Consider the following 16,338-nt stretch of genomic DNA (forward strand, 5'->3'; position numbering starts at 1 on the left):
GAACACTCCAGGGCACTCTCTCGTTCATCGAGGAATCACCACCTCCGGGATGCTGAGGGTACGCGGTCCGTTCTCCCTCAGGCGCAGCGTGAGCTTGCCATGAAGCTCCTGGGGTTTAGCGTCAACCTCGACCACCAGCAGGCTCTTCTGGTTCGGAGGGGTGGAGCCATCCTGGTGCCAGAGCTGTATTCCCTCTGTCAGCTCCTTGCCCTTGGCGTCCACGAATGACACCCCGACGGCCGACCATGGCGTCTCGCCGGAGTTCAGCACCCACACCTCCACGGTCACTCGCTTGTAGCTGCGATAGGCGACACCCCGTTGGAGCGAGAGGCCGCCCTGCACACGCCTGTGCAACTCCCGATCCATAGCCAGGGCACGAATGCCAGAAGGATCTATCGACTGCCTGGCAATCAACCTCCGCAGTGAGCCCGGGTCCCCGTAGTCGTTACGCAGTTGCCCAAGCTCGTGCTTGAGCTGATCGAGTTCCCACTGGAGTTGCTGATTCTTCGCATGCTCCTGGGCCAGCTCGTGCTCGAAGGACTCCCTCGTGCGCTTGTCTCGGTACACCTCGATCTGTCGCGTTGCCCGTCCTTTGTGGACGACGAGCACGAAGGTGACACCCGATCCGTCCACGAAGCGCGCGGTGAGTCGAAAACGCTCACCCTCCAGGCTGTCCCCTGGAGGCATGACGTTGATGCTGGCGCGGCCTCGCGTGATATCCGCGAAGCGGACTTCCTCCTCCAGGTCCACCGTGACATGTGCGTCGAAAACGAAGCCCGTCAGGAGGCCCGCACTGACGCAGATTTCCATGGGTGCACCTCGCGCCAACGACAACTCCACGCGCTGCACGTCCTGGCAGACGGCAGTAGTGGACAGCACGCCGGGCGAGCCGTGAAGCATTGACAACAACAAGAGAGAAGGGAGCACGGTGTGGAGCCTTCCAGGATGGACCTACTCGAAGCGGTAGACCGCCTGCACCGAGACGCTGGAGACGATGCGTGGCTGCTGGGGCGTGCTGCCCTCCTCCAGAGGCACGGCGTGCTCCACCTCGGAAGGGAAAGCCGGGGACATCTCCATGCACACCGGCACCACCTCCCCGTTGGGCAGGCGGAGCGCGGTGAATCGACCGTAAACACGGTCCTTCCCGATGTAGAGCCTCCCGAGGAGACGGGATTTTTCGCCGAGGTCGCGGTCGTTGTGATTCGGGCCCCTGAACGTGAACGGCTGGAGCATGACAGGGCCCTCCTGGACGGTCAGGACCGAGACCGGCTCGTTGTAAGGAGGGAAGACGGCCCCATGCTTGATACCGTCGATGTTGAGCCGCTCCATGGTCTCTTCAGCTCCCGGCGGGCAGTCTTCCGGAGGAGGGGGGCGCAGCTGCGGGCCGCTCACGCAACCAGCGGAACCGGCAACACAACCGGCGGCAATCAAAGTGCGGGTCTTACGGGACGTGATCATCGGGCGTTCCTCGTGCATGGGCGCGGGGGTGGGTGACTTCTGCGGTTCCGCGCCGGACACAACTTCTCCCGTCATGTCCTCCGAATCGAATTCCTGGCCGAAGCTGGCGTGAGCCGTCGTGTGCTGGCGGGGCAACTCCGTGGGTGGGGGTGGCGCTTCAATCGAGAGCCCCAGCACCAGGGCCGCGGTGAACACAGGCACGACGGTCCAGGGCCACCACCGGGAGGGCGGGTGCTCGCGCGCCGCCGGGAGGAGGGGAGGCGCGGGGGTGGGGGTGGGGTGCTTCTCCTTCCTCTCTCCCGGGAAGAGCGGCACGCGCCAGGAGTCGTCAGCCGCGGCCGCGGCCGCCTCCAGGGCCTCCGCGAGCTCGCCCGCGTCCGCGAAGCGCGCCTCGGGGCGCTTCTCCAGCATGCGCAGGCACAGCGCGCTCAAGGCCAGGGGCACGCGGGGGTTGAGCTCGTGCGGCGGTGTCGGGGGCTCCTGGAGGATGGTCTGCGCCAGTCTCAGGTTGTGCCGGTCCCCGAAGGGCAGCGTGCGCGTCAGCAGCCAGTAGAGCGTGACGCCCAGCGCCCACAGGTCGTCTCCGGGGCTGGGAGGGTAGGGCTCGCCCTCCCATTCTTCACGAGCGAAGCACAGGGCCTCGGGGCTGCGGTACTCCGGTGTGCCCGGTGGCAGGCGCGTCGTCAGGCGCGTGGCGCCCTCGTACCCGGCCGCGCCGAAGTCCACCAGCACCGGCTGCCCGTCCGCCTCGCGCATGACGACGTTGGCTTCCTTCACGTCCCGGTGCACCACCCCCTCGGCATGCACCGCCTCCAGGGTGCCCGCGAGCGGTCGCAGCACCCGGCTCATCAGCTCGAGCGCGGTGGGGTTCTCCTCCCAGGTCCACACGTCCAGCGTGCGCCCCTCGACGAGCTCCAGCGCCAGCACCAGGAAGCGCGGCTCCTCGTCCGGCCAGAGGCCGTAGCCATGGAAGCCCACCACGTTCGGGTGGCGCACCCGCCGCAGCGCGTCCACCTCCCGGTCGCCCCGTGGGTCCCAGGGCACCAGCTTGATGGCGAAGAGCCGCCCGTCCCGCTTCGCCCGGTACACCGTGCCGAAGCTCCCGGAGGCCAGCAGCCCCAAGACGGTGAAGCCCGCCACCTGGGCTCCGGGAATCAACCGCCAGGGGGACTCTCGTGCCTCTCCCGCACTGCCGCGCTCGCGCATCTGGTCTGCCTCCCATGAGAAAACCCGGGAGGCGTCCAGCGCGGTGGCTGGAGCCCCCGAGCCGTACTGCCATGTCCTGTCCGCTGCCTACCGGCGCGGGCCCGAGCCCCTGGATGTCTTCCGGGTCTCTTCCTCGAGTCGCTCCCGGGCCATGTTCCCGAGGGACTCCTCGGCCTCGTCCGCCGTCCACCCGAGTGGCACCAGGCGCTCCAGCCGCTTGCCGTCCATTGACGCCACGAAATAACGGTCGCAGCGGTCTCCCTCGCCGTACACGATCCCCAGGCGCAGGCCGAGCTGGCGCGCACGGGTCTCCAGCTTCGCCGTCGTGGAGGTGCCGTAGAAGCGGGGCAGGGGCATCATGATGGGCCCCTCCTCGGCTTCTCGGGAGGGACCGTGCCCGGTCTGGCGGGGCTGCTTCGTCGGGGTGGGGCTCACCCCCCAGTTTCAACCAGAAATCGCCGCCGCTCTGAAGGACCACCTGGGACAGCACCCGGTCTGCCCACCCTCCACGGTGGGACACTCCGACGGCTCCCGCCTCCTCGGCGGGGTGTTGGGTGCAACACACGCGGAGCGCCCCCAGAGGGGAGGCCCTGGGGCACTCCCGACCCGGACCCGTGGGAACTCCACGGGGAGCACAGAAATGGCCTTCAGTCTCGCGCTCTGCGCAAATACCCTGGGGACGGAGACGCGGACCGAACGGGTCCCGGCATCGGGACTCCGCGGGACGAGAGGACACACATCACCATGCTTCGTATCAAGGCTCACATCGCTCCATCCGGCATCCACGGCATCGGCCTCTTCGCGGGCCAGCCCATTCCAAAGGGCACCGTGATCTGGGGGTTCGATCCACCGGTGGACCAGCGGTTCACCCCGGAAGAGGTCGTCCCCATGTCGCCGACGATGAAGACCTTCCTGGCGCGCTACGCCTACAGTGATCGCGGCACGCTCGTGCTGTGTGGCGACCACGCCCGGTTCATGAATCACTCGCCCACGCCCAACTGCGGCAATGATCCGACGCGGCAGTACACGCTCGCGCTTCGCGACATCGCGCAGGGCGAGGAGCTCACCGACAACTACGTCACCATGGAGGACAGCTGGGACGTGTTCGCGGGCATCATCGAGCCCGAGCGCATGTGACGCGCGAGGGAAGGGGCATGGGTGACGGCCCGCCTGGAGAGCAACGGCTTCGCGGCCGAGGCCGCGCGTGCGCCAGCACTTCCGCTCGGGCCCGCCGCCGTCCCACTGAGGGCGAGGCGACGCTCAGGACTGGCAGCGGGCGGCACCCGGGGCGCCAGTGCACCGCGCCGGCTGGCAGGGAAGGGTCCTCACGTAGGAGCCCTCCGCGGCCGGCGTCCCGAGGCACTCGAGGAGCGTCCCGCCGTCCAGGCACCGCGGGTAGGTGGCCGGGTCGCAGCGCTGCTTGGGCGAGTCGACGCACAGGAGGCTCGCGCCGGAGGTGTGACACTCGAGTCCAGGCGTGTCGGCGCAGATGTCCTCCTGGGTGGAGGAGATGTAGCCGCCCTCGGTAGTGGCGAGGCACGCCGCCCAGGAGTGGGGCCCGGTGCAGAACAGCGTGGCCTCCGGGTCACAGCGGGGCATGTTCGCATCGACGCACGTCGGGACGGGTGCGGAGCCCTGCGTGGGCACCAGCCGGCACGTCTTGGGTCCGCCGCTCGGGCCCGTCTGGGCCGCGCAGTCCTCCTGGGAGTACTCGCGGTGGCACTCGTCGACGTCGAGCTTCCCCTCGCCGGAGCACTCCCAGCCACACCTCGCGATGACGTCGCCATCGCACGTGGGCTCGCAGGTGGGATCGAGGAAGCACCCCCCGAGCAGGGGCAGGAGCAGGGCGGTGGCGAGCACACCGAGTCGTCGGGACATGCCCCGGAGTATAGGCGTCAAGGGAAGAGGGACACCTCCGCCAGGGAGAACAGGAGGAGGGGCGCCTCCGACTGTCCCCTGTCCAGGCTGAGCCGGACGTGGCGCACCGGCTCCAGGGTCTTCAGCGGCAGATCGAAGAAGCGCGGGGCCTGATCGTACAGCTCGAGCTTCTCGTCGAAGGGGCTGTTCCAGGCGGTGTCGAGGGCGAGGTTCTCGTACTCGCTCCGCAGGATGGCTTCCCGGCGGGTGCGGTCGCGCAGGCGGCGCTCCGTCAGGGGCACCCAGTGCTCACCGTCCGCGCTGCCCTCCAGCAGCAGGCGCTCCACGCCCTCGAACGCGTGCTGGGAATCCAGCCCTCGAATGACGGCGCGCGAGAGGTGCATGGGCTCGGCCAGCGTGACGGTGATGGAGCGCGCCATCTCACCCACGGCCCTGTTCTCGGAGAAGACCACCGGGGTGAGCCGGCCGTCGGTGAAGGGACACACCTCCGAGGGCGAGGGCTCGCACGAGGCGCCCCGGCTGACGGGCCGAGCGGTGCCAGCGGGCAGCGGCGTGCGGGCGGTGCGCCACTCCTGCCGGAAGAGGACATGGCTGCCGGTGGTACCCAGCGGGCTGAAGCTCCACTGCCCCAGGGCCACGGCGCGCAGTTGCGCCTCGGGACTGGCGAAGTCCTCCAGCACGTACGGGCCCGGCACCCAGGGCGCGCTCACGCCCGACTCCATCCACAGCCGCTCGCCCCCGGCGAAGAGCTGCAAGATGGACTCGGGCGTCGTGTGGGCGGGCATCGTCACCGTCTCCTCTCCACCCTCCAGGCCGTGGAAGAAGATGATCCGCGGCTTGCCGCTCGGAGGCAGCTCGGGGGCGGGCGGAGCGGGCGCGAAGGAGAGGGTGGGCCCCTGGGCGCCCTCGCCCACGGTGAGCCGGGCATCCCAGCGCTGGAGGGTGGGCAGCTCCATGTCGCCGCTGAACGTGAAGTAGATGAAGGTGCCCTCGCCGTCCTTCAGGGGCAGCGACGCGCGGAAGCGATACTGAAGGTACGCATAGTCGCTCGCCCATTCCTCCACCTCGCCCGTGAGGAACTGCACCGTGAAGTCGCCGTTGGCCTGGACGGTGGACGTCGCGTACGGGCTGAAGACGGGGCGCGTCTCGGGGGGCGGCTCGCCGTTCTCGGTGTAGTTGGACTCGCGAGGCGGGGCCCGCTCGACGCTCACGGTGGCGCCCGCCAGGGGCGAGCCGTCCGGGTTGAGCGCGCGGCCGTACGCGAAGACGGGGTCCTCCGGGTAGCGGCAGCCGGCGGCGAGCAGGGGCAGCAGGGCGAGGCAGTGACGCAGATGGCGCATGTCAGTAGGTCCCCTTCACACCGAGGAGCGGGAGAATGATGGGAAGGCTCAGGGGCTTGCGCTCGAGGGCACCGGCGTCGGTGCGGGTGTACTCGTAGGCGAGCACTTCCTGCTGGAGCGAGGCGTTGAGAAGGTCCAGGTAGGCGTCGAGCGTGAAGTCCTTCATGGCCCACGACTTCGCGACGCGCAGGTCCACGCGGAAGAAGGGGGCCAGGCGCCCGGCGCGATCCATGTCCTGCCGCACCCACTGCGTCTGCCCGGTGGCGTCGGTGGTGGTGCGCTGGGTGAGCGAGGTGATCTGCCCCGTCTCGGGCCGGCCGGTGTTGAAGTGCACCACGGTGCCCAGCGTCCAGTTGTTGCCGAGCTTGTAGCTGAGGGCGGCGTTGACGACGTGGGCCTGCTCGAAGGCGAAGGGCAGGGTGCCCTCCACGCGCTCCACCACGCGGTTGTCATCGCCGATGCGGTTGAAGCGTACGCGGCGCTTGCTCTGCAGGAAGCTGTAGGAGACCCAGCCGAACCAGTCGCGGCCCAGCGGGTGGCGGGCCATCACCTCGAAGCCGTACGCGTAGCCGCTGGCGGCCGGGTCCTCCAGCGCCAGATCGCGCCGCCGCCGGTTCTCCGCCACGTCGGCCAGGTCGAACTCCACGGTGCGCGACAGCGGGTTGTAGAAGGCGTCCGCGCTCAGCTCCAGGCCCTCGACGGCCTTCCACTCGGCGCCCACGTCGAACTGGGCCCCCGACTGCAGGCCGTAGCGCAGGCCGGAGGTGTCCACCGCGGGGATGTGCAGCAGCACGGTGGGGGGCTGGTGGAAGAGGCCCGCGCCCCCCTTGAGGGTGAGCGTCTCCGAGAGGGTGTGGCGCACGGTGAGGCGCGGCTCGAGGGCGGTATGCGTGATGCCGGGCACCAGGTGGTAGGCGTCCACGCGCAGGCCGGGCACCACGAGCCAGCGCTCCGCGGGCCGCCACGTCAGCGAGGCGTACGCGCCGGAGAAGGTGGCCAGCGAGGAGGGATTCTTGAGCGGATCCGCCTCGTCCCCGGGCCGCCAGCCCGGCGGGTTCGCGGTGCCGGTGAGGCGGGTGGCCGCGCGCCGGTGCTCCACGTCACCGCCCACCAGGAGGTCCATCGCGTCCGACAGCCGCCGCTTCCAGCTCGCACGCGCCGCGAGGCTCTGCTGCTCCATGCCGTACTCGCCCACGCGCTGGCGCGCCAGGGTACCACTCGGTTGCTGGAGCACCGTCTGATCGCCCACCAGCCCCAGTGAGTCCGAGCCCCAGGTGAGGCCCAGCTCGCCCTCGCCGCCCGCCAGCGGGTGCGTGCCCCGCAGGTCAATCCGGTGGAAGCGCGAGGCGACGCCGATCCCCTCGCTGCCCTCGCGCAGCTCGGGACTGATGCCCACGTCGTCCGAGCTGCCCAGGGCGAACAGCCGCAGGCGCCCCTCGCCCACCTTCTGCTCGATGCGCGCCTGGTAGTCCCAGAAGCCCGCGCGCACCCGCTGCGCCTCCTCGCGGTTGAGGGCGTTGGCCGTCAGGGCGATGAGCAGCGCGGAGTAGCTGACGCGCCCGCCCACGCTGATGCTCGTGCCGGTGGACTGGATGGGGTACTCGACGAAGCCGCCGCTGTTGAGCAGATCCGCGTACGCGGTGGCGTGCAGCCGATCCTCGCGCGGACGGGTGATGCGCCCCTCCACCGCGCCGCCCAGCACGCGCCCGTACTGCACCGGCGGGGTGCCCGGGTAGAAGTCCACCGTGTCGATGAAGTCCGGGTGCACCACCGCCGGCCCGAGCAGCAAGTGGTAGAGCATGGGGATGCGCACGCCATCGAGGAAGAAGCCGGTGGCGGCGGGTTGGCTGCCACGCACCACGGGGTAGCTGATGCCCGAGGCGAGGCTGCCCACGCCCGGCATGAGCATGACGACGCGGAACGGGTCTCCCAGCGTGCCGGGCACCTCGCGAATCTCCTGCTCGTGCAGCGAGATGCGGGTGACCTCGGTGCGCGGGCGGTCATCCCGCACCACCGTCTCGTACGGGCTCACCGCGCCGGGCTGCAGGCGGTAGATGACGCGCAGGGACTGGCCGGTCGCGAGCGTCTCCTCGAAGGTGGAGGGCTTGTGACCCGGGGCACGCACCTCCAGGCGATGGGCCCCGGCGGGCAGCTCCAGGGAGAAGAGGCCCTGGGCATCGGTGGTGGCGACCGGGGTGGGACTGCCGTCGAGGAAGAGCGTGGCGTCCACCAGGGGGCGGCGGGTGCCGCGTGCACGCACCTCGCCCGTGAGGCGGGCCTGGGCGACGGCGGCGGCGGGCGCCGCGGGAGGCTCGAAGCGGTAGACGAAGGGCAGGCGCACCGACACGGGCACCCCCCCCAGGGTGGCGGGAGTGAAGCGCAGGCCAGGCGCCGCCGCGAGCGCCGCCTCGGTGAGCCGCGCCTCGGCGGGGGCCCGCACCACCTTCACCTCGGTGACGTGGCCCTGCTCGTCGAGGAGCAGCTCCAGCACCACCTCGCCGGCCGTGCCTTCCAGGCCCTCGGGCCACGCTGCGGGCGCGTCCGCCAGCAGGGAGGGCGGCACGAGCCGGGCCACGCCGCCATCGGTGGAGAGCCCCAGGCGCTCGGCGTCCTCGGCGGAGACGGTGGTGCCGGCGTCGGAGGTCTGGAGGTCCACCTCCACCGAGCGCGGCTCGCTGGCCGTCGAGGGCACCCCCTGCGCCCGAGCGGGGCCGGGAAGCGCGAGCAGGACGAGCAGGAGGAGGGTGGGAAGACGCGGGAAAGCCATGGTGCGCTGCTCAACACCACAGCCGCTCGAAGTTGTCACCCCCACCCCGGGATTTTCGCGCGCTTCTCCCGGGATGAGAAACCGGGCCGTTCACCGCCCGTGAGGGGCGGGCCCGCAGGCGGACCCGCCACCGTCACCGTGGGTGGTTACTCCGACCAGGTGATGAACTCGACGTAGCGCACGAAGCGCCGGTCCGTGCTGACGGCGGCCACCACGAAGCCACCCAGGCCCCCGGGGTACTGGCGGCCGTAGTCGTTCTTCCAGCTCGCCTTGTAGAGACGCTTGCTGTTGCCGGCGATCTGGTTGAGGTAGGCCACCGCCCCGTTGATCTCCGCCTGCGTGGCGCCGGGCAGCGCCAGCGCGAGCCGGAGCTCGGCCTCGTTGATGGGGTCGAACACGCCCACGCCCGTGCTGTCGAAGGAGCTGTAGTAGGTCCACTGCAGCGTCACCTGGTTGGCCACGCCCGGCTGGTAGGGCTGGGAGGGAATGACGCCCTCCTGGATGGCGGCGCTGCCGGAGAGGACGCCGCTGACGCCGAACGCCTGGGCGGGCGTCTCGTCCACCGGGTAGACGCTCAGGGGCGCGGGGGAGGTGGCCGCGTCGTTCAGCTCGTAGAAGCTGGAGAAGTACGTCCGGGCGTCGGTGGCGAAATCGGTGAGGAAGACCGGGTCATTGACCCGGGTGGACAGGTAGGAGCGCTCGCTGGTGTCGACCGTGCCGTCGTCGTAGGCGAGGAAGCTGCTCAGCGCGCCGGAGATCTCCGCCCGGGTGACAACCACGCCCTGGGGGCTGGTGGTCGCGCGCGCGGTTCTTACCTTCGACTCGAAGAGGGGCTGGGACACGCTGAGGCCGGCCAAGGCCACGGGCGCGGCGATGAAGGCGAGGGTGCCGAGGAGCGATTTCAGGGACCTGGACTTCAAGGTGGACTCCTGTCGAGGGCCCGGAGGGACCCTCCATGGGGGTCCCAGCTCTTACCACTCCGGGGTGACATGCTCTGTCACGAGTTCCTCGCATTGCAGCCGCTAACGCCCGTTCAGCAGCGCCGGCAGCTTGTCCGTGAGGTCCAGGTGGGTGGCGGCGTACTCGAGCATCCGCCGCTCCTTGCGATCGATCCGCCCATCCACCAGGGCCATGTCCACGATGTGGCGCAGGAAGCTCTCGGCCTCGGGGGTGCCTCGGGGCACCAGCCGGGTGAAGAGCTGGGGACCGGAGTTGAGGGCCATCTCCACGTTGCTCCAGGGGACGTCCCACCGCCGGGCACACAGCTCGAGCAGCTTGCGCTCGGAGGCCTCCACGGAGCCGTCCGAGGCGGCGATCGCGGCCATCATATAAAGGAGGCGCTGGCGCTCCTGGGGATTCGTGATGACGTCATCCGCGGGCCCCCGGGCCACGGCCGGCGTCTGCACGGCGGGCCTGTCGCGGACCCCGCTCCTCCGAGCGGCCATGCCAGAATCGAAGTGCCGCTGCTCGCGAGCGTCCCAGGCCTCGAAGGAATCCGCCGAGGCCAGCACCCAGTCCCGCTCGCCACTGCCGAGCGCGGTGCCGCAGTAGTCACAGGTGATAGCGGCCGAGTCGGTGAGCGGCGCGTTGCACTGGGGGCACCGGTTCGTGGACATGCCGTTGTCCGTGTTGGTGCGGGCGCCGTGCTTGCGCACCAGGGTGAAGACCCAGCGCTGCGGAAGGGTGGGCAGGGCAGGGGGCCGCTCGTTGGCGGGGCCGACGCCCATGCGCGCGCTCCAGCGCACCTCCACGTGGGCCTTGTCGAAGCCCTCGGGGTTCACCTCGAAGGCGCGGGTGATGACGCCGCCCACGGCGCACTCAAGGAACACCTTGCGCCGGCCGTGCTCGCGCAGGCCGCCGAGCTCCTCGTCGAGCCGGGCAATGGCCTCGGCGTTGGCCACCTTGTGCAGGCGCCGCGAGGTGCCGTGGCTCTGCGCGTCCACCCACTTCCAGAACAGGAGCGAGGTGCGGTCCTCGAGGATCTCCAGGTTGAGGGCCGGGTCGGCCTCGCGGGCCTCGCGCAGGTTGTCCACCTGGGCGTAGTGGCGCACGTGCTCGATCCCCTGGGTGATCTCCGAGAGCGTCCAGTCGTAGTTGCCCGAGTTGACGATGGCGCCGCAGAACTCGCAGCGGTTGGCGGCGCCGCCCGCGTACGGGGCGCCGCAGTTGGGGCACTTGCCCTGGAAGAGATCCTGTCCGATGCGCGTCTGGGCGCCGGGCTTGCGGACGAAGGACCAGACCTCGGTGAAGGCCTCCGGGGGGACGCGCTTCGCGGCGGCGAGGGCCTCGGCCTCGGAGGTGGAGGCGGGCACGTCGGTGTCGCGCATCCGGGCGCGCACGCGCAGGTGGACGGTGTCGAACCACTCGCTCTGGTCGAGCCCGATGAGCTGCACGTCCATCACGTGGATGTCGGTGATGGCATCGCGTACGCCCTGGTCCTTCATGAGCTGGAGCTGCACCTCGAAGCGCTGGAAGGTGGCGTCCGAGAGGAAGGGCCGCACGGGGGACATGTCCCGCTTGAACCAGGCGTCCTGCAGCTCCAGGAAGAGCCGGCGCGTCTTGTCGAGCAGGGGTTGGAGCTCGAACTGAGGATCCTCGAGGCGCAGCGCGTTCGCCCAGCCCTCGACGTCGCGCGAGGAGACGGTGGTGCGCAGCTCGGCCTCGCGCTGCTGGAGGGCGCGCCGGGTGGCGCCGGTGGGGTGGAGGTTGCGCTGGTAGAAGAACCAGGCCACTCCCCCGAGCCCCAGAAGGGGCAGCCCGATGTGGGGGTACACGACGATGAGCCGCAACAACCAGAAGACGAGCTCGAGGGGGACGCTCCCTCCACCGCCGGAGTCACGGTCATTGGAGGGGGCCTGGTAGTTCTCACCACTGCCGCCGCGAGCGAGGGCCGCCAGGGGGACGAGGAGCACGAGCCCGAGGCCCAGGAAGAGCCAGGGTACCCAGCGGGCGAGGGAGCGTGTGGGGGCGGTGCGCATCGTCCAAAAGAGTAATCGTTTCCGCCTTGTCAGGCCCGAGGAGTCGCCGCAGGCTGGGGGGATCGACTGGTGGCCCGGTGTAGGGCCCGGTAAGGGAGCGCACATGGCGGAGTTCAAGGTCGACGCACGAGGACCCATCGAGATCTGGACCATCGACGGCGAGGGTCGGCGCAACGCGATCAGCCGGGCGATGCTGAAGGAGCTGGAGGAGATGGTGACGCGCGTGTCGCGCGGTCACGACACGCGGGCGGTGGTGGTGACGGGGGCGGGGGACAAGGCGTTCTGCGCGGGGGCGGACCTGAAGGAGCGCGGGACGATGGCCGAGGAGGAGGTGCGGGCCTTCCTGAACGGGCTGCGGCGCACCTTCCGGGCGATCGAGAAGAGCGACTGCATCTTCATCGCGGCGATCAACGGGGCGGCGTTCGGCGGAGGCACGGAGCTGGCGCTCTCGTGCGACCTGCGGGTGGCGGCACCGGCGGCCGAACTGGGGCTGACCGAGGTGAAGCTGGGCATCATCCCGGGCGGTGGAGGCACACAGCGGCTGTCGCGGCTGGTGGGGCCGGGGAGGGCGAAGGACCTCATCCTCACGGGCCGGAGGCTGAACGCGGCGGAGGCCTTCAGCATCGGGCTGGTGAACCGGCTGGCGCCGGAGGGGCACCTGCTGGACACGGCGTACTCGCTGGCGGAGAGCATCGTGGAGAACGCGCCGATCGCGGTGGCCACGGCGAAGCACGCGGTCGACGAGGGCCTGTCGCTGGAGCTGGACGAGGCGCTCGCGCTGGAGCTGCGCCATTACGAGAAGGTGCTCGCCACCGAGGATCGGCTGGAGGGCCTCAAGGCCTTCGCCGAGAAGCGCAAGCCGGCCTACAAGGGACGCTGAAGCACCAGGGCAGGCGAGACAGGTTCACATCCTGTCTCCCTGGCCCGTCAAGGTTCACACAGCGGCGCCAGGGCACGCACGCTGACGCGGCAATCGCGTCGGCGCGGCCCTGGCGCGGGGGACCTGCGACAGCGGGACTAGCGGGTGATGGTCAGCGAGGTGTCATCGATGAAGAAGCCCGTCGCGTTCGTGGAGTCCTCGGCGCCATCGAACTGGAGGCGGATGGTCTTGCCCCGGTAGCTTGCCACCGCGAGGGTGAACGAGCGCTCCACGTAGACGGTGCCCGCGTTCACGTTGCTGTAGGTGGCCAGCGTCTGGATCGCCGCGCCCGTGGCGTTGTCCAGGGTGCGCACCGTCAGCGTGTCCCACGCGGTCGTGCCCGTCTCCGTGGTGACGACCCGCAGCCAGAACTTGAGCACCAGGGTGCAGGCGGTGCTGGGAATGGTGACCACCTGTCCCAGCTGATCGTTCTGCGCGGCGCCATAGCCTTGCAGGAAGGCCTTCCAGGTGCCCGTGCGAGGAGCCGAACCCGTGGTCGTGCCGTCGATGACGTTGGCGGCGGAGGCGTACCAGTTCACGTTGCCGCCCTCGAAGCCGGGGTTGCCCAGCAGCTGCTGGGTGATGGCGCAGCTGGCGTTGTTCACCGTCACGGTGATGCCAGCCGAGGTGGCCACGTTGCCGTTCATGTCGAAGGCCTTGGTGGTGAGCGTGTAGGTGCCGTTGGCGACGGTCGTGGTGTTCCAGGCGAGGGAGTACGCGGCGGTCGTGTCGGTGCCGATCCGGGTGCTGTTGAAATAGAACTCCACCCGGGTCACGCCGACGTTGTCGGAGGCGTTGGCGCTGAGGGTCACCGTGCCGCTGACGGTGGTACCGGCGGCAGGCGCGGTGATGGCGGTGGTGGGCGCGGTCGTGTCACCGATCCAGCGGGTATAGAGCAGCTTGTTGGGCGAGCCCGTGCCGGGGTTGACCACCATGCCCGTGGTGACGCGGCTGGTCAGCACCGAGGCCACGGTGGCGGGGGTGGCGGTGGTGGCGGTCCCCAGGTAGAGCGCCGCGGCGCCCGTGACGTGCGCCGTGGACAGCGAGGTGCCGTACATCAGGCCCGTCGCGGTGTCGGTGGTGTGCCAGGCGGAGGTGATGTCGATGCCAGGGGCGAACAGGTCCACGCAGGTGCCGAAGTTGGAGCTGGCCCAGCGCTCGTCCAGGTTGTTGGTGGCGGCCACCGTGATGGGCGCGGCCGTGCGGGCCGGCGAGCCGGTGCACGCGTCGGCGTTGCTGTTGCCGGCGGCGACCACATAGGTCACCCCCGCGTTGATGGAGTTGGTGACGGCGGTGTCCAGCACGGTGGAGAGGCCGGAGACGATGCTCACGTTGGCCACCGCGGGCTTGACGTGATTGGCCGTGACCCAGTCCACGCCCGCGGCAACGGCCGAGACGGTGCCCTGGCCCATGCAGTCGAGCACGCGCACCGCGTGCAGCTTCACGCCCTTGGCGATGCCGTGGGTCGCGCCGCCGACGATGCCGGCGACATGGGTGCCGTGGCCGTTGCAGTCCGTCGTCCCGCGCCCATCGTTGATGTAGGTGAAGGCGGAGACCACGCGCCCGCCAAAGTCCGTGTGGGTGGCGCGGATGCCGGAGTCGATGATGTACGCATTCACGCCGGTGCCGTTGACGTTGTAGACGTAGCTGCCGTTGAGCGGCAGGGCGGGCTGATCCACGCGGTCCAGGCCCCAGGGGGCGCTCGACTGCGTCGCCACGGCCTGGACCTCACCGTCCTCCTCGATGAAGGCCACGCGCGGATCCTCGAGCAGGCGCAGGGCCGCGGCCTCGGGCAGCTTCACCGCGAAGCCCCGGAAGGCATGCTCGTAGGTGTGCAGCACGGAGCCCGCGTGCCGCGCGGCCAGCTCCTGGGCGACCGCCGCGACTCCCTGGGACGCCACGCTCGGCTCGGACGCCCGCAGGACCACGATGTACTGCTCGGGAACGGGCCGCTCCTGGCGCAGCAGCTGCCGGGTCTGCATCAGCTCCAGCTCCTCCGGGAGGGACTCCTGCTCCAGGCCCTCACCACAGGCAGACAATCCAAGGAGAGCGGAAAAGAACAGAGAGGAAAGAACTCGCGATTTCATGGGACCTCACGCACCAGGGGGAACGGCTCCGTGAACGAATCTCACGAGGATTTTCCTGGGATTGCGCGAGTTGTTGCTTAGCCCTGAATAAAATCTTCTTCCTCACCCCTCCGGCGGGAGGAAGGCAAACACTCGCGCCGGGGCGCCGCTGCCATCCTTCACGGGCAGAGGAGAGACAACGAGGAAGGCCCCCACCGGAGGCAGCATCGAGAGATCCGCGAGGTTCTCGATGTGGTAGCCGCCTCCAGCGAGGAAGTCCCTGTGCTGCTCGAAGGTGGTGTTGGAGCCCGGGTCCGTGGAGAGGGTGTCGATGCCGACGCCTCGCACCTGCCGCTGGCGCAGCAGGTGGCTGGCGGCCACGGAGAGTCCGGGGAAGTGCATGACACCGGCCGCATCCGCATTGCGGTAGCGCTTCTCGTCCGGCCAGCGCGCGGCCCAGCCGGTGCGGATGAGCACCAGGTGCTGGGGCTGGAGCGGGCCATGCTCGCGCTCCCAGGCCTCGAGGTCCGCGGGGGACACCACGTAGTCCGGGTTCTGGGCGACCTGCGCGGTGACGTCCACCACCGCGGCCGGGCCCATCAGCATCTCCGGGGGAATCCTGTCCACCGTGGCCGCGCCCGGGGCGAAGTGCGCCGGCGCGTCCACGTGCGTACCGATGTGCTCTCCGACCACGAGTTGGCGGATGAAGTAGCCATCGCGCTCGACGGTGCCCAGCACCGTCACGCCGAGGGGCGCTCCGCCCGGAAAGATGGGCATGTCGGGGGTGAGCGGATGGGCGAGGTCGACGACGCGTGCGCGCGCGAGCCACGCAGCCGGGGAACTGGCTTCCCGCGACTCACGGCCACTGTTGCCCGAGGTGGCACAGGCGCCCAGCAGCAGCGCCACGGGAAACGACAGGAGCTTCCAATATCTCGTATTCATGGAGGAGACCCTCGTCAGAGGCGGCGGAATCCGCGGGACGATACCTGGAGCCCGGTTCCCCGGACACCCTCATGCCCTCTACTCCCCGACGGCCTTGCGCAGCGGGCTCCTCTCCTGCGCCTCCAACCGCGCGGGTGAGCCCTCCCCGGCGGAGCACAGCACCACCTCGAACGTCGTGCCCCGCCCCACCTCGCTGCGCACCCGGATGTCTCCGCCCATGGCCTGCACGTAGCTGTGGCAGATGGACAACCCCAGGCCCGTGCCCACCCCCACCGGCTTGGTGGTGAAGAAGGGCTCGAAGATGCGGGGGAGCACCTCGGGCGCGATGCCCTGCCCGGTGTCGCTCACCGCCACCACGACCCGGCCCTGCTCGTCCTGGCGGGTGGAGATGCGGAGCTCGTGCTGGCGGGCCTGGCCCTCGGGGATGGCCTGGGCGGCGTTGATGAGCAGGTTGAGCAACACCTGACCCAGCCGCGTCTCGTCCCCGAGCACGGCCGGCACCGGGTCATAATCCTTCACCACCCGGGCGCGGTGGCGCACCTCCGCGGCCGCGATGGACAGCACCAGGTCCAGCACCGCGTGCACCTCCACCCGCTGGTCGCTCTCCGGCCTCACCCGGGAGAACGTCTTGAGGTCCTGGATGATGCGGCGCATCCGCTCCGTGCCCTGGAGGGCCTCGGAGAGCGCCTGCTCCACCTCCGCCCAGCGCTCGCGCTCCCCGCCATGCGCCGCCAGCTCCCGCACCTCCGAGGCGACGTAGTGGACATTGGAGCTGACGAAGGCC

13 protein-coding genes are annotated in these 16,338 nt (G+C 70.1%); 2 read left to right on the forward strand and 11 right to left on the reverse strand.

All coding sequences use genetic code 11. The annotated features are described in order from the left end of the window. Window positions 1-24: 24 nt before the first annotated feature. The 3 genes from VF697_RS14965 to VF697_RS14975 all read right to left on the reverse strand — a co-directional run bounded on the left by VF697_RS14965 (window position 25) and on the right by VF697_RS14975 (window position 3,024). On the reverse strand, window positions 25-900 hold the full coding sequence (locus VF697_RS14965; protein WP_331095527.1) for a DUF2381 family protein: 876 nt from the start codon (window positions 898-900) through the stop codon (window positions 25-27). Between the two features lie 51 nt (window positions 901-951). Beyond that, the gene (locus VF697_RS14970; protein ID WP_331095504.1) at window positions 952-2,664 is read right to left on the reverse strand and encodes a serine/threonine-protein kinase; all 1,713 of its coding nucleotides are present in this window, start codon (window positions 2,662-2,664) and stop codon (window positions 952-954) included. Window positions 2,665-2,751: 87 nt separating this feature from the next. After that, entirely contained in the window at window positions 2,752-3,024 is a 273-nt protein-coding gene (locus tag VF697_RS14975; RefSeq protein WP_331095506.1) for a hypothetical protein, read from the reverse strand. Between the two features lie 384 nt (window positions 3,025-3,408). Between VF697_RS14975 and VF697_RS14980 the strand changes: the two genes are divergently transcribed. After that, the gene (locus VF697_RS14980; protein WP_331095507.1) at window positions 3,409-3,801 is read left to right on the forward strand and encodes an SET domain-containing protein; all 393 of its coding nucleotides are present in this window, start codon (window positions 3,409-3,411) and stop codon (window positions 3,799-3,801) included. A gap of 123 nt (window positions 3,802-3,924) precedes the next feature. On the opposite strand, the gene VF697_RS14985 is transcribed toward VF697_RS14980, so the two are convergent. The 5 genes from VF697_RS14985 to VF697_RS15005 form a co-directional block, all read right to left on the reverse strand. Next, the gene (locus VF697_RS14985; RefSeq protein WP_331095509.1) at window positions 3,925-4,542 is read right to left on the reverse strand and encodes a hypothetical protein; all 618 of its coding nucleotides are present in this window, start codon (window positions 4,540-4,542) and stop codon (window positions 3,925-3,927) included. A gap of 17 nt (window positions 4,543-4,559) precedes the next feature. After that, entirely contained in the window at window positions 4,560-5,882 is a 1,323-nt protein-coding gene (locus VF697_RS14990; RefSeq protein WP_331095511.1) for a hypothetical protein, read from the reverse strand. Window position 5,883: 1 nt separating this feature from the next. Further along, window positions 5,884-8,649, reverse strand: a complete 2,766-nt coding sequence (locus VF697_RS14995) for a TonB-dependent receptor domain-containing protein (RefSeq protein ID WP_331095513.1) — start codon at window positions 8,647-8,649, stop codon at window positions 5,884-5,886. A gap of 146 nt (window positions 8,650-8,795) precedes the next feature. Beyond that, window positions 8,796-9,569, reverse strand: a complete 774-nt coding sequence (locus VF697_RS15000; protein ID WP_331095515.1) for a hypothetical protein — start codon at window positions 9,567-9,569, stop codon at window positions 8,796-8,798. Window positions 9,570-9,671: 102 nt separating this feature from the next. After that, window positions 9,672-11,627, reverse strand: coding sequence for a TIM44-like domain-containing protein (locus VF697_RS15005; RefSeq protein ID WP_331095517.1), 1,956 nt, complete (start codon window positions 11,625-11,627; stop codon window positions 9,672-9,674). Between the two features lie 103 nt (window positions 11,628-11,730). Between VF697_RS15005 and VF697_RS15010 the strand changes: the two genes are divergently transcribed. Then, complete coding sequence (locus tag VF697_RS15010; protein WP_331095519.1) at window positions 11,731-12,507, forward strand: enoyl-CoA hydratase-related protein; 777 nt, start codon at window positions 11,731-11,733, stop codon at window positions 12,505-12,507. Window positions 12,508-12,644: 137 nt separating this feature from the next. Here the strand turns inward: VF697_RS15010 and VF697_RS15015 are convergent, their stop codons facing one another. The 3 genes from VF697_RS15015 to VF697_RS15025 all read right to left on the reverse strand — a co-directional run. Continuing rightward, a complete protein-coding gene (locus tag VF697_RS15015; RefSeq protein ID WP_331095521.1) occupies window positions 12,645-14,528 on the reverse strand; it encodes a S8 family serine peptidase in 1,884 nt (627 codons plus the stop codon). 207 nt (window positions 14,529-14,735) lie between these two features. Continuing rightward, on the reverse strand, window positions 14,736-15,554 hold the full coding sequence (locus tag VF697_RS15020) for a cyclase family protein (protein ID WP_331095523.1): 819 nt from the start codon (window positions 15,552-15,554) through the stop codon (window positions 14,736-14,738). A 78-nt stretch (window positions 15,555-15,632) separates the two neighbouring features. After that, window positions 15,633-16,338, reverse strand: a 706-nt coding sequence (locus VF697_RS15025; RefSeq protein WP_331095525.1) for a sensor histidine kinase, incomplete at its 5' end; no start/stop codon positions are given.

This window comes from Archangium sp., assembly GCF_036388035.1.
Taxonomy (GTDB): domain Bacteria; phylum Myxococcota; class Myxococcia; order Myxococcales; family Myxococcaceae; genus Archangium.

Bases quoted from the DNA above. Each gene is read 5' to 3' on its own strand.
- VF697_RS14970 (WP_331095504.1), bottom strand. From the start codon at position 2,664: ATGCGCGAGCGCGGCAGTGCGGGAGAGGCACGAGAGTCCCCCTGGCGG.
- VF697_RS15010 (WP_331095519.1), top strand. From the start codon at position 11,731: ATGGCGGAGTTCAAGGTCGACGCACGAGGACCCATCGAGATCTGGACC.
- VF697_RS15015 (WP_331095521.1), bottom strand. From the start codon at position 14,528: ATGCAGACCCGGCAGCTGCTGCGCCAGGAGCGGCCCGTTCCCGAGCAG.
- VF697_RS14980 (WP_331095507.1), top strand. From the start codon at position 3,409: ATGCTTCGTATCAAGGCTCACATCGCTCCATCCGGCATCCACGGCATC.
- VF697_RS14985 (WP_331095509.1), bottom strand. From the start codon at position 4,542: ATGTCCCGACGACTCGGTGTGCTCGCCACCGCCCTGCTCCTGCCCCTG.
- VF697_RS15005 (WP_331095517.1), bottom strand. From the start codon at position 11,627: ATGCGCACCGCCCCCACACGCTCCCTCGCCCGCTGGGTACCCTGGCTC.
- VF697_RS15020 (WP_331095523.1), bottom strand. From the start codon at position 15,554: ATGAATACGAGATATTGGAAGCTCCTGTCGTTTCCCGTGGCGCTGCTG.
- VF697_RS14995 (WP_331095513.1), bottom strand. From the start codon at position 8,649: ATGGCTTTCCCGCGTCTTCCCACCCTCCTCCTGCTCGTCCTGCTCGCG.
- VF697_RS14990 (WP_331095511.1), bottom strand. From the start codon at position 5,882: ATGCGCCATCTGCGTCACTGCCTCGCCCTGCTGCCCCTGCTCGCCGCC.
- VF697_RS14975 (WP_331095506.1), bottom strand. From the start codon at position 3,024: ATGATGCCCCTGCCCCGCTTCTACGGCACCTCCACGACGGCGAAGCTG.
- VF697_RS14965 (WP_331095527.1), bottom strand. From the start codon at position 900: ATGCTTCACGGCTCGCCCGGCGTGCTGTCCACTACTGCCGTCTGCCAG.